Below are 12486 nucleotides of genomic sequence, written 5' to 3'. Positions count from 1 at the left end.
CGATTATGGTTGAGAAGGTACAAAAGGTTAACGTTACAGTTGCAGGAGGTTACCAACCTCAAGTTATAAACTTAAAACAAGGGGCTCCGGCAGAAATTACATTTACAAGAACTAATGAGCAGGGATGTTTAGATGTTGTTCATTCTCAAGAATTGGGCTTTGAAAAACAATTACCACTGAATAAGGCTCAAACTGTGAAAGTTTCAACTGATAAAACCGGTGAATTTGATTTTAGTTGTGGAATGGATATGTTTAAAGGAAAGGTAGTGATCAAATGACAATTACTAAACGATTCTGGATATCTTTGATTTTTTCATTACCGATGCTAATAGGTATGATCCTGATGCCTTTTGGAATCATGATTCCTGGTGGTGAGTGGACACAGTTTGTTTTGACAACTATTGTTATGGCAGTAGCTGCACGACCATTTTTACAAAGTGCATGGGCATCATTTAAGAAACATCATTCTAATATGGATACGTTGGTCGCTATTGGAACTGCTACAGCATATATTTACAGTATTTATGCGATGTTTACCAATCAGTCAGTTTTCTTTGAAAGTGCTGCTTTTGTTGTAACATTTGTCTTATTAGGACAAGTTTTTGAAGAAAAGATGCGTAATAATGCTTCTAACGCGATTGAGAAATTGGTTGATCTCCAAGCTAAAGATGCTGAAGTAATGCGTGATGGAAAGCTAGTTAAGATTCCTTTGTCAGAAGTTATTGCCGGTGATTTGATTCGAGTTAAACCTGGTCAAAAGATTGCGGTTGATGGTGTCATTACTGAGGGAAGTTCCACAGTTGATGAATCAATGGTTACTGGTGAAAGTATGCCTGTAACTAAGCAAGTAGGCGATAAAGTTATTGGTTCGACTATGAATAGTAATGGAACCTTTATGTTTAAAGCTGAAAAAGTTGGTAATGATACGATGCTTTCACAGATTGTTGAGTTAGTAAAAAAAGCTCAAAACAGTCATGCTCCAATCCAAAACTTAACTGATAAAGTTTCAGAGATTTTTGTGCCAGTAGTATTGATACTATCAATACTAACTTTCCTAGTTTGGTATGTTTTTCTTGGCGCTACATTAGCTAATGCCTTGATTTTTGCGGTTTCTGTCGTTGTTATTGCTTGTCCATGTGCGCTTGGTTTGGCTACGCCTACTGCCTTGATGGTAGGAACTGGTCGTGGCGCTAAAATGGGTATCTTGATCAAGAATGGAGAAGTTCTTGAAGATGTTAATGACGTAAAAACAGTTGTTATGGATAAAACGGGTACAATCACTAAAGGTAAACCTGAAGTTACGGATATTGTCGGTAACGAAGAGCAAGTTTTGACTATTGCTAAAACTTTGGAAGAATCATCGGAGCATCCTCTAGCAACAGCAATCATGGATAAGGCAACAAAAATTACTATTGTCGATAAAGCCCAAAACTTCCAAGCTATTGAAGGTAAAGGGGTTCAAGCTCAAATCAAAGGACAAAAAGCTTTTGTCGGAAATGATAAATTATTGTCTGATGTCACAATTGACTCAGAGCTACAAAAACAAATGATAAAGCTCCAAAATGAAGCTAAGACTGTGGTTTTTGTTGGATTAAATAAAAAGATCATCGGTTTGATTGCTATACAAGATGCACCTAAAGAAACATCTAAGGAGGCTATTGCCACTTTGAAAGCTCGTGGCTTGAGAACTGTGATGTTAACAGGTGATAATGAGCGAGTTGCAAAGGCAATTGCTCAAGAAGTTGGTATTGATGAAGTTATTGCGGATGTTTTGCCTGGAGATAAGGCTGACCATGTTCAAGAACTTCAGAAACAAGGAAAGGTAGCTTTCGTAGGTGATGGTATCAATGATGCTCCTGCTTTAACTATGGCCGATGTAGGGATCGCCATGGGTTCCGGAACCGATATTGCTATTGAATCAGGTGGAATTGTTCTGATGAAGAATGATCTACGTGATGTTGCTAAAGCTTTGGAATTAAGTCGAAAGACTTTTAATAGAATTAAGCTTAACTTGTTCTGGGCTTTTATTTACAATGTTTTAGGTATTCCAGTGGCAGCCGGGTTATTCTTTGCCGCAGGTTTAACATTGAGCCCTGAATTAGCAGGGTTAGCAATGGCATTTAGTTCCTTGTCAGTTGTTACTAGTTCTGTTTTGCTCAATAAAACTAAAATTGAGACCAAAGTTCAGACAGTTTAATTATTTAATCAAAAAGAACAGCGTCTATTAGGAAGCATTCAAGGTATATCCGTAAAATACCTGAAACTTCTAGTAGATGCTGTTCTTTTTGTATATCTAGATTTTGATCTTCTTCAACATAGTGCCTGTTGGTTTAAAATGAAATTTTAATTTCATTTGGTGAGAAGCGGCCACTTGATGTGCCACAGGATTATCTCTGGTATTGTGATGATGCAAAATAAATAGATCACAGATGATAATTGAAGCAGTCAGCAAAACATTTAATTTTAAAATTTTTTGAAGTTTCTTTTTCAATCATTTCTCCTCATTTTTAACAAGTATACCTAAATAGGAGAAGACAAACTAATATTTTGACTAGTGTTTATTTTTAAAAATAAAGAACTTAGATAAGATGTAATTTCCAACGATGGCTAGAATCTGACCGACGACCTTAGAACCAGTACCGTTAGCACTCAATAGTGATATTCCAACCCAAAGAGTGGCACTTTCAATAAGAAAAGTTAAAATTCGTGTGCCATAAAAGGCTAGCATCTCACGAAAAGCAGTGTTGGATTTGTGACGAAAGACAATGATTCGATCGACCCAGAAGCCAACTTGAACTCCTAAGAACCATGCAACGATATTGGCGAATTGGTAATTCAAATGTAGTGCGTGATAAAGAATAAAGAATGTACCGAAGTTTACAACAACAGAAAGTAATCCCCAGAGTAAGTAACGAACGGCTTGTTTACCATTGCTTTCTTCAATAGCAGGATCTTCCTCACTGTTAAAGACTATCCCAGCGTCATTGATACCCTCAGATACATCGTCAATAACTTTTGTTAATGGACTTTCATCAAGTTCTGTTTTTTTATTCATAATATCTCTCCCGATTTGAGCTTATATCTTAATATTAAACCTTTTTATCAAGGGAGAAACAATTAATAGTTATTTATGTTTTTTGAGATACTCCTTACCATAATAAACAGCGTAGCAGAGTATCAAGAAAGGAATCATATAAAAGAGTGCAGTACGTTGATTAGGGTCGAAAATAATTAAGACGCAAGATAATAAACTCATGATAAAAGCTGCCCAAGGAACAAAAGGATACCAAGGTGTTTTGAATTTAAGTTCATCTAAAGAATGACCCGATTTGAGAAAACTCTTACGAAAGTTGATTTCTGACAAAGCAATTGCCATCCAAACGATTACTACTGCCAGTCCGGAAATAGAAACTAGGACCAAATAAACAGTAGATGCTGCAACGACACTGGAAACCAATGCCAAAATGCCTCCTATCATACTCAAGCATAGAGCAATCATTGGAACATCATGAGAATTAGTTTTGGCGTATTTTAAAGGAATCATACCTTCATGGGCCAGAGACCAGAGCATTCTTGTTGAAGCATAAAGTCCAGAATTGGCAGCCGATAAGATGGCTGTCAAAACGACAAAGTTCATCAAATCTCCAGCAAATGGAAGACCAATACTCTTAAAGACTAGAACGAAAGGACTTTGATTGACGCCGGCTTTTTGCCAAGGGATCAAAGCTGACATGACGACGATACTACCAATAAAGAATATGATTAGTCTAATCAAGGTTGTATGAATAGCACGTGGAATGTTTTTGCCAGGATCTTTAGTTTCACCAGCTGTGACACCAATTAATTCAGTTCCGGAAAAAGCAAAGTTAACAGTTAGCATTGTTGTAAAAACGGCTTTAAAGCCATTGGGAAAGAGCCCATCTTTAAAGAGATTAGTAAACATTGGGGCTTGAGTGGTTCCTTTGATATGGATCACACCAAAAATGGCTAAAAAACCAACAATAATAAAGAGAACGATAGCGATAACTTTAATACTAGAGAACCAAAACTCAGTTTCGGCAAAGAATCGAACTGATAAAGCGTTAGAAATAAAAATAACAGCCATAAATAAAGCACTCCAAATCCAAGTTGGAGAGTGTGGGAACCACTGTTGCATAATCAATCCGGCTGCGGTAAATTCTGAACCCAGCGCTACAGTCCAAGTTAACCAATATAAAATGGCAACAGTAAATCCTGTTCCCGGTCCGATATAACGGTCAGCATAAACGTGAAAAGATCCAGTTTCGGGCATGGCAACGGACAATTCACCTAGACAGAGCATGACTAAATAAACAACAATAGCACCAATTCCATAAGCTAGAATCGTTCCCACAGGACCGGCTTCATGAATTGTATAACCAGAGCTAAGAAATAGCCCAGTACCAATAACTCCACCAAGTGAAATCATAAAAAGGTGACGTGACTCCATATTTCTTTTTAGATTGATGTGTGTATTTTTTTCGTTTTCCAAGAGCAATCACCTTGTATAATAGTTTAAATTAGAATAAAATTAAAAAAGTTTAATTTTTATGATAGACTAGATTATTTTATATGGCAAGTATCTAAAAGCCGTGGGAGATGTTTAATTTGAAGAATTTGATTGCTGAAAATTTAAAAAATAGAACAGGACTTGTAGTCGATGGAGCTATGGCAACTGAATTAGAGAAGCACGGTGTAAAAACGGACAGTGAACTTTGGTCGGCAACGGCCTTGATTGAAAATCCGGAAGCCATCAAATCAGTTCATAAAAGTTATTTTGAAAATGGAGCTGATGTTGCAACTACAAATACATATCAAGCTAATATTTCAAAATTTATGGAATTGGGTTTAACTGAGACCGATAGTGAAAATTTGATTACTAAAGCTGTCCAATTAGCTAAGAAGGCACGGTCAGAATATTACGATAAATTATCGCATGATGAACGAATCAAACGTGCTAAGTATCCTTTAGTAGCCGGAAGTGTCGGACCTTATGGAGCTTATTTGGCCGATGGTAGTGAGTATACAGGTGACTACGACTTAACCAAAGCAGAGTATCAAGAGTTTCATCTACGAAGAATGCAGCTACTTGATCAAGCTGGAGTAGACTTATTTGCTTTTGAAACGCAACCTAATTTTGATGAAGCTAATGCATTGGTAGATTTATTGCAAGAAAGATTTCCAGAACAAGATGCATGGTTAACTTTTAGCGTACAAGATAGTGATACTTTGTGTGATGGAACTTCCTTAGCAGAAGCTGTTAAATACTTTAATGATGTTGAACAGATTTCGGCAATTGGGGTTAACTGTACCACTTTAGAAAATATCCAAGATATCGTCCGCATTGTTAATCAAGTTACCGATAAGCCAATTATTGTATATCCTAATAATGGCGATATTTATGATCCCGAAACAAAAACTTGGCAAGCAAATCCTCAAGCAGATACCTTTGAAGATTTAGTGCCAGAGTGGCTTGAAGCGGGTGCTAAATTAATAGGTGGTTGTTGTCGAACAACACCAAAAGATATTAATGAAATTGCTAAATTTATTAACTAAAATTCCACTACTATATATAGTGTTAAAAAATATTTTGAATACCATATGTTCCATGTGAAACAAATTGGAGAAAATAAGCTTTATTTTCATAAGTATTGGTTGGCTGAAAGGTGCCGTTATCAATAAAAATTCTGTGCACGACTGGAAGCTAATTAAAGTTGCAGTATTTATTAGAAGATTCAGATATTATACATACCTGAAATTGACTAATAGATACTGTATTTTTTATAGTTAAAAATCTAAATGACTGAATAGCAAAGGTTATACACCATTTTTAAAATTGATTATGCTATATTTATTCTGATTAGAGGATAAAAATTTGTTGAGGAGATTTCATTATGAATTTGATGATTTCGACCTTTATTTTAATATTGGCTGCGGTAGTAAGTATTTTTTTATCGCAAGTCTTTTCAAAAATTTCGGTCAGTTATATCAGTATGATTGTAGGTGGAATTATTTTTTTGGTGCCTGATCTAGGCAGTCGTATTCAAAATTTCAGCTCGGATATTTTTATTGGAACTATTGTAGCTCCGTTATTATTTTTTGAAGGTCAAGCTACACGTTTGAATGCGGTTGGTAAAGAGATTAAACATATCATTCAGACAACTGTTTTTTTGGTTATTTTATGTTTGATTATTGCTGGATTCGGAGTTTGGACAATTGGGAGTGTTAGTTTGCCTTTGGCTTTTATTTTGGCTGCAATTAGTACTCCAACAGATGCAACGGCAATGGAATCAGTTACTAATGGTTTGAAAGCACCGCAGTCTGAGGGTGTTTATTTAAAGATGGAATCATTGTTCAATGATGCATCAGGAATTATATTATTAAACATGGCTACTTTATGGTATATCAATGGCTATATCAATTATGGTGAGACTATTATTGATTTTTTGAAATCAGCTGTTGGTGGGGTCTTATTCGGATTTGCTGCAGCGTGGATTATAGTGATTTTTCGACAAATTTTGATAAGAACGTCATATAATTCCTTGAATGCTCAAAATTTACTGTATATTGTGACGCCTTTGATTCTATATTATCTGGCAGAGATGATACACGTTTCTGGAATTATTGCAGTAGTAGTAGCGGGATTAGTACATAATGCAGAGGCTCAACGAAGTCGTTTAACTAATGCACCACAGGTCCACTTAGGATTTGATTTGGTTTCAATGATTACCGAGATTTTAAATAGTATGGTTTTTGTTATTTTGGGATTTATGTTTCTACAAATAATCTCTAAAGAAAAGTTCACTTATAATTCCTTTAATTGGTTACTCATAGGGATAGTTTTGTATATTGCCAATGTATTAACACGTTATATTTATGGAAGATTAAGATTGAATTTTAATAATAAATCAGGTTGGATTTTTGCTCTAGGTGGAGTACATGGGGCTGTTACTTTGGCATTGGCATATACTTTGGCCGAATTTCATGTCAAAACGGGTGATTTTAACTTGGTATTGATTTCAGAAAGTGTCTTGATCATTTTGAGTTTAATAGTACCAACAATAGTATTTCGTTTTCTTTTGGAAAAAGACGCTACTGATGATGAGATAGCAACGGAGATTGGTAAGATTCGGGTCAATATGGTTCATAAGGCGATTGACGCTGTCGAAAAAATGTATTTGCCGGACAATGTAAAGGAATCAGTTATTTTTGATTTAATGGCACAAAAACAGCGAACTCGAACTAAAGATTTTGTTAAAGCGTGGGTTAAGGTAGTGCGTCATCCAGAATTCACTGGCGCAGAAAAAGAATTAGAAATGCGTGCGTTTATGAATGCATTAGCGCAGGAACGCGAATATTTGGATATGATTTCGCAAAGTGAAGTTAAATATCAAAATTATGTTTTTGAACTCTATAATGAAATTTTGATGGCTGAATCGTTAGTTATAGGACCAACAGTTTCTGAAAGTAGTGATAAATAAAAAAAGAACCTGTCAGTTATGTCCATACAATCGTAGGTCATAGTTGATAGGTTCTTTTTTAGGACGAAGAACCATAAATAATATTTGCAAAACGCACCTAATGATGTTATTTTAATTGAGTGCAAAGTGCACGTATTAATTTAAAATAAATTACTTATTATAAAGAAGGAATTAATTATGAAAGCAGCTATTGTAAAAAAAGCTGGAACTTATCCAGTTTATTCAGAATTTAAGGAACCAATTACTAATGAAAATGAAGTTAAAGTTCAAGTTAAGGCAGTTGCATTAAGTAACCTCACTAAAATGCGAGCTATGGGAAATCATTATTCATCCTCACAAGAATTCCCATTGGTTGCTGGAACAGACGGAGTAGGAATTTTGAATGATCAAAGAGTTTATTTTGTCGCACCTGAAGTTCCTTTTGGTTCTTTAGCAGAACAAACTTTGGTGAACAAAGAATTGATCATACCATTACCTGATGAAATTGATAATGTCACGGCAGCAGCTATTGCAAACCCTGGAGTGTCTTCTTGGGTAGCTTTAAAAAGTAGAGCTCATTTTGTGGCGGGTCAAACTGTGTTAATTAATGGTGCTACCGGTAGTGCTGGTAGTTTAGCAGTAAAAATTGCCTATCATTTAGGGGCCAAACGTGTTATCGTTGCAGGTCGAAATACTAAAAAATTAAGTAAATTAGAAGCAGATGACCAGATTTCTTTTGATATGACGACCGATGAAGGAAAAAATAATTTTGTAACAAAATTAGCACCTTATTTTGAAGAAGGAGTAGATGTAGTTTTAGATTATCTTTGGGGAGATAGTGCTTTAGCAATTATGAAAGCAGCGGCACAAGCAGATAGCAAGAAAACCACTAAATTTGTTAGTATTGGAGCTTCTTCAGGACAAAGAGAGATTAATCTTCCATCATCTTTATTACGTTCATCCAAGTTAGAACTATTGGGGAGTGGTTTGAAAAGTGCTTCTATGCCAGAGTTACTTATGGCTATTAAAGGAGTTTTCGACTGGGCCGCAAATGAAAAAATTACAATTCCAACGATGACATTTGAATTAAATGATATTGAGAATGCCTGGCAAGCACCACTAACTCCTAGAGCAGTAGTAGAGGTGAAATAATGGAGAATGATTTAATTAAAGTTTTAGTTACCATCGTATCGTTTTTTAATCGAACTGATCAAGATAAGAAATTTGTTCAAGATGCTGGAATAGATTTGGAGGCTACATCTTTTCAATTATTTGTAACTATTGGCAGAATGCAGCCAACGAATGTTAGTGATTTGGCTAATATGTTAGGAAAAAGTCATTCTAGTGTCAGCCGCCAAGTCGATAAATTGGAAAAGCGTGATTTAGTCGATACACAGGATTCTGTACAGGACGCTAGAATTCGTGCGATTAGACTTTCTTCAACAGGGCAAAAGGTAACTGAAATTATTAATGAAACACGTCGTAAAGAAATCAGTACAGCTTTAGAAGACTGGTCAGAGATTGAGAAGAAAGATTTAATCAATAGTTTGAATCATCTAGCAAACACCTTGAAGAAACTTAACTAAAGTTTGTTTTTAAACTCAAGGTTAATCAATAGGGTTAAGTTAATGTCATGCTGTATAATTTGAAGAAATTGAACCTATTAAATAGGAAGTGTAATCATGACAGTGGATATTGAAAAACTTGAGTTTGGTTTAGATACATTTGGAGACGTTGCTTATCGTGATCGTGATGAACAAAAAATGTCTTATCGTGAATCACTCCAAAATATCTTAAAAGAGGGTCGTTTGGCGGACTCCCTAGGGATTGATATCTTTGCTCTCGGTGAACATCATCGTGAAGAATATTCTATTTCTAGTCCGGAAATAATGTTAGGGGCTCTAGCTAGTACAACTAAAAATATCAAATTAAGTACAGCGGTAACTGTTTTGAGTTCGGATGACCCGGTTCGTGTTTATGAAAGATTTGCAACTCTAGACGGTATTTCTAATGGACGAGCTCAAATAATATTAGGACGTGGTTCTTTCACAGAATCATATCCGTTATTTGGTTATGATTTAAAAAATTATGATGATCTTTTTGTAGAAAAAGTCGGTTTGTTTAATGAATTGATTACTAAAGATAAACTATCTTGGGAGGGAAAATATACTCAAAAGTTGACTGATGTTACAGTTTATCCACGAATTGAACAGCACAAATTACCAGTTTTTATAGGTGTTGGTGGTACTCCAGAATCAGTTTTGCGGACGGCATATTACGGATATTCATTGATGCTTGCCATTATTAGTGGAGAGGCTAGTCGTTTTGAACCTTATATAGAACTTTATCAAAAAGCGGCAGCCGAGTATCGAACAAAAGTCGGTCAAATTGGTGTACATTCGCATGGCATTATAACTCTTGATGATGATCAAAAGGCTTATGATATCGGTTGGAAATATATTAAAAAGAGTATGGACAAAGTAGGACTAGATCGTGGTTGGCCGACTATGACAAAAGAACGTTATGATTTTGAAGTTACTAAAGGTGCTTATTATGTTGGCTCTGTTCAAACAGTAGCTAAAAAAATAGCACAAACCATTTCGGAATTGGGCATTTCACGGTTTGATTTAGTTTATGGTACTGGTGGTCAGTTAGAATCTGATCGTCGCAGGACAATTGAATTGTATGCTACCAAAGTGATCCCATTGGTTAAAGATATTTTGAGGAAACAACATGGTTAAACCTGTATTAGGAATTTTAGGAGCTGGTAAATTAGGGATGACCTTGGCCAAATTGGGAATTGACGCTGGTTATGAAGTAAATATTGCGGGATCAAGAGAACCAGCACGGATTGAACTTTCGGTTTCAGTTTTGGCTAAAGGTGCTCATCCAATGATTGCCAAAGATGTTATTGAAAAGTCTGAAGTTATTATCTTGGCCTTGCCGCTTAGTAAGTATCAGCAAATTGATTCACATTTATTTGCCCAAAAATTAGTTATAGATTCGATGAATTATTGGTGGGAAACAGATGGATTAGAAAATGATTATTATGATCAAAAGATAACTTCTTCGGAGTCGGTTCAGGAATATCTGTCAGAAAGTCTAGTTATTAAGGCTTTTAATCATATGGGATATCACGATTTAGCCGCAATGTCCCACCAAAAACGAGCTATTGTTTATGCTGGTAATAATGAAACAGCTTTGAAAAGGGTAGCTAGGATAATTGATGATTTTGGTTTTGAACCTTATTATTTAGGTACTTTAAATCAGACAAAAGTATTACAACCATCAGGTATTTTGTTTGGAACGAATGAAACCATTTCGGGTGTAAAAGAACTTTTAAAAAATAATTCCCAATAATTGTTAAAGGAGCTTATCAGTTTTAATTTACTCGCAGGTAAAGGTAAACTATAAGTTAGTTCATTGATTATTTGGAGGGGATTATTATAGAAAAGAAAGCATTGAGACAGCAACAGATAAAAAAATTAAATGAAAATCGAGCTGTTACTAAAGTTGAAGCAGCAAAATTATTGAAAAAACTGCAAGCGACTACTGCATGGAAAAATGCTAAGACAATTGCAACAACCATCAGTAGTCCAATTGAAGTGCCAACTGAAATAGTTGTTGAAGCAGCTTTAACCGAAGGTAAGAAGGTTTATTTGCCTAAATGTATGCCTAAACGCCAGATGGCTTTTTTACCTTTTACTAGTCGTGAGGATTTAATAGTAAGTGATTTCGGGCTTTCAGAGCCAGCTTATAATGAGGCATTAGTTAATCAAGAGCCAGATTTGGTGATTGTTCCCGGACTAGCTTTTGCTAAAGATTCGAATTATCGTGTAGGCTTTGGCGGTGGATATTATGATCGTTTCTTATCCAAATACCAAGGAAAGACAGTTGCTTTAGTGCCATCGACTATGGAATTTGATAGTGCTGATTGGAAAGTAGAAGATCATGACGTCAAAATTGATCAATTGATCTTAATGGATTAGGTTAATGAGAAGTGAAAGAGAGATCGGTATAGCCAAAATAATTGTTGATCATTTGGATTCACAAGATCGCATGTTATGTTTTACTAGTACCAGACATAGTGAATCAGATTACGTGACGCTGTTGAATTCAATCGATCAGTATTTGACTTTTAGAATAAGTCATCATGAAGCTTATAGTGGTTTTCTATCAGTTCCCACATTTGTTATTTCTAAAAGCAAACCACTTGGTAAGATCTTAGATGAATATTTACCTAAATTAACATGGATAAATTTGGATTATTTAGACTATTTTATTTTATCGGTCATTCAGTTTAGTAAAAAGCATGGCGTGGTTTTTCAAATTGATGATCTTTACTCCATCTTTTCTGATGAAAAACAAGGAATGGTCTTTTATCAATGTCGTAGTGGTCATAGCCATAGACGAACTAAAATTGTAGCGGCCAATGGTATGAATGAAGAAACTAATAAAGTATTCAGAAAATTATATGCAACATCTTTGATTTCCAGTAGAAAAACAGATGATACCTTATCTATTTATATTTCTGAAGCTGGATTCAGAATGATTGATTACTTTGCACCTAAGTACATTAATCAATTTTCAAAAGATTACGTAAATTTGGATTGGAACGATGTTAGTGTCCCCAAGTGGGTCATTGATGCTTCTTAGTAATGAATCACAAAAATAACCGTAGAAGTTCAAGACGGTTATTTTTTATTATAGTAATTTGCTGAAATTCAAATTACTATAATAAGTTGGATATTAATGATAGTATAAATAGCTGTAAAAAGAAGACCGCCAGTCAATGACTAACGGTCTTTCATTTGAATTAGTATGTTAAAATGATCGCTAAATAAGGGTACTAAAAAACCGATTATGAATTTAATCATAATCGGTTAAGCGATAACTGCTATGGGTGGTTGGGGGATCGAACCCCAGACCCACGGATTAAGAGTCCGTTGCTCTGCCAGCTGAGCTAACCACCCATGTATCTTGCGTTGATTGCTTATCTCTCTCAACC

Annotated in this window: 13 protein-coding genes and 1 tRNA gene; 10 read left to right on the top strand and 4 right to left on the bottom strand. The window is 35.3% G+C overall.

All coding sequences use genetic code 11. The features are described 5' to 3' along the window. The first annotated feature begins 5 nt into the window (after nt 1-5). Together LAB100_RS05850 and LAB100_RS05845 are read left to right on the top strand one after the other, a co-directional pair. On the top strand, nt 6-278 hold the full coding sequence (locus LAB100_RS05850; RefSeq protein WP_119325477.1) for a cupredoxin domain-containing protein: 273 nt from the start codon (nt 6-8) through the stop codon (nt 276-278). Beyond that, complete coding sequence (locus LAB100_RS05845) at nt 275-2197, top strand: copper-translocating P-type ATPase (protein ID WP_119325478.1); 1923 nt, start codon at nt 275-277, stop codon at nt 2195-2197. Before LAB100_RS05850 ends, LAB100_RS05845 begins: the two co-directional genes overlap by 4 nt. A 96-nt stretch (nt 2198-2293) precedes the next feature. Here LAB100_RS05845 and LAB100_RS05840 read toward each other — a convergent pair whose 3' ends face one another. The 3 genes from LAB100_RS05840 to LAB100_RS05830 form a co-directional block, all read right to left on the bottom strand. Continuing rightward, nucleotides 2294-2491, bottom strand: a complete 198-nt coding sequence (locus LAB100_RS05840; RefSeq protein ID WP_119325479.1) for a hypothetical protein — start codon at nt 2489-2491, stop codon at nt 2294-2296. A 60-nt stretch (nt 2492-2551) separates the two neighbouring features. After that, nucleotides 2552-3055 (bottom strand): GtrA family protein, encoded by a 504-nt coding sequence (locus LAB100_RS05835; protein ID WP_119325480.1) that lies wholly within the window; start codon nt 3053-3055, stop codon nt 2552-2554. A gap of 69 nt (nt 3056-3124) precedes the next feature. Next, a complete protein-coding gene (locus LAB100_RS05830; protein ID WP_119325902.1) occupies nt 3125-4468 on the bottom strand; it encodes an amino acid permease in 1344 nt (447 codons plus the stop codon). A gap of 158 nt (nt 4469-4626) precedes the next feature. On the opposite strand from LAB100_RS05830, the gene mmuM reads away from it, so the two are divergent. From mmuM to LAB100_RS05790, 8 genes are all read left to right on the top strand, one after another. Further along, entirely contained in the window at nt 4627-5574 is a 948-nt protein-coding gene (gene mmuM, locus LAB100_RS05825) for a homocysteine S-methyltransferase (protein WP_119325481.1), read from the top strand. A 338-nt stretch (nt 5575-5912) separates the two neighbouring features. Further along, nucleotides 5913-7499 (top strand): cation:proton antiporter, encoded by a 1587-nt coding sequence (locus tag LAB100_RS05820; RefSeq protein ID WP_119325482.1) that lies wholly within the window; start codon nt 5913-5915, stop codon nt 7497-7499. A 177-nt stretch (nt 7500-7676) separates the two neighbouring features. Next, complete coding sequence (locus LAB100_RS05815) at nt 7677-8630, top strand: quinone oxidoreductase family protein (RefSeq protein WP_119325483.1); 954 nt, start codon at nt 7677-7679, stop codon at nt 8628-8630. Beyond that, entirely contained in the window at nt 8630-9064 is a 435-nt protein-coding gene (locus LAB100_RS05810) for a MarR family winged helix-turn-helix transcriptional regulator (protein WP_246001273.1), read from the top strand. The genes LAB100_RS05815 and LAB100_RS05810 overlap by 1 nt, the downstream gene beginning before the upstream one ends. A 96-nt stretch (nt 9065-9160) precedes the next feature. Then, the gene (locus tag LAB100_RS05805; RefSeq protein WP_119325485.1) at nt 9161-10219 is read left to right on the top strand and encodes an LLM class flavin-dependent oxidoreductase; all 1059 of its coding nucleotides are present in this window, start codon (nt 9161-9163) and stop codon (nt 10217-10219) included. Next, complete coding sequence (locus tag LAB100_RS05800) at nt 10212-10838, top strand: NADPH-dependent F420 reductase (RefSeq protein ID WP_119325486.1); 627 nt, start codon at nt 10212-10214, stop codon at nt 10836-10838. The genes LAB100_RS05805 and LAB100_RS05800 overlap by 8 nt, the downstream gene beginning before the upstream one ends. Nucleotides 10839-10939: 101 nt before the next feature. Beyond that, nucleotides 10940-11467: a 5-formyltetrahydrofolate cyclo-ligase gene (locus LAB100_RS05795; protein ID WP_174233495.1), complete on the top strand. Its 528-nt coding sequence runs from the start codon at nt 10940-10942 to the stop codon at nt 11465-11467. A gap of 4 nt (nt 11468-11471) precedes the next feature. Then, on the top strand, nt 11472-12134 hold the full coding sequence (locus tag LAB100_RS05790; protein WP_119325487.1) for a hypothetical protein: 663 nt from the start codon (nt 11472-11474) through the stop codon (nt 12132-12134). A gap of 244 nt (nt 12135-12378) precedes the next feature. Here LAB100_RS05790 and LAB100_RS05785 read toward each other — a convergent pair. Continuing rightward, nucleotides 12379-12451 (bottom strand) — tRNA-Lys (locus tag LAB100_RS05785). Nucleotides 12452-12486: the final 35 nt, after the last annotated feature.

Source organism: Companilactobacillus musae (assembly GCF_003967595.1).
GTDB lineage: Bacteria > Bacillota > Bacilli > Lactobacillales > Lactobacillaceae > Companilactobacillus > Companilactobacillus musae.
This window is presented reverse-complemented; position numbering and strand designations above follow the sequence as displayed.

Coding starts and splice junctions, on each gene's coding strand:
- LAB100_RS05850 (WP_119325477.1), top strand. CDS start 6: ATGGTTGAGAAGGTACAAAAGGTTAACGTTACAGTTGCAGGAGGTTAC.
- LAB100_RS05845 (WP_119325478.1), top strand. CDS start 275: ATGACAATTACTAAACGATTCTGGATATCTTTGATTTTTTCATTACCG.
- LAB100_RS05835 (WP_119325480.1), bottom strand. CDS start 3,055: ATGAATAAAAAAACAGAACTTGATGAAAGTCCATTAACAAAAGTTATT.
- LAB100_RS05830 (WP_119325902.1), bottom strand. CDS start 4,468: ATGGAGTCACGTCACCTTTTTATGATTTCACTTGGTGGAGTTATTGGT.
- LAB100_RS05820 (WP_119325482.1), top strand. CDS start 5,913: ATGAATTTGATGATTTCGACCTTTATTTTAATATTGGCTGCGGTAGTA.
- LAB100_RS05815 (WP_119325483.1), top strand. CDS start 7,677: ATGAAAGCAGCTATTGTAAAAAAAGCTGGAACTTATCCAGTTTATTCA.
- LAB100_RS05810 (WP_246001273.1), top strand. CDS start 8,630: ATGGAGAATGATTTAATTAAAGTTTTAGTTACCATCGTATCGTTTTTT.
- LAB100_RS05805 (WP_119325485.1), top strand. CDS start 9,161: ATGACAGTGGATATTGAAAAACTTGAGTTTGGTTTAGATACATTTGGA.
- LAB100_RS05800 (WP_119325486.1), top strand. CDS start 10,212: ATGGTTAAACCTGTATTAGGAATTTTAGGAGCTGGTAAATTAGGGATG.
- LAB100_RS05790 (WP_119325487.1), top strand. CDS start 11,472: ATGAGAAGTGAAAGAGAGATCGGTATAGCCAAAATAATTGTTGATCAT.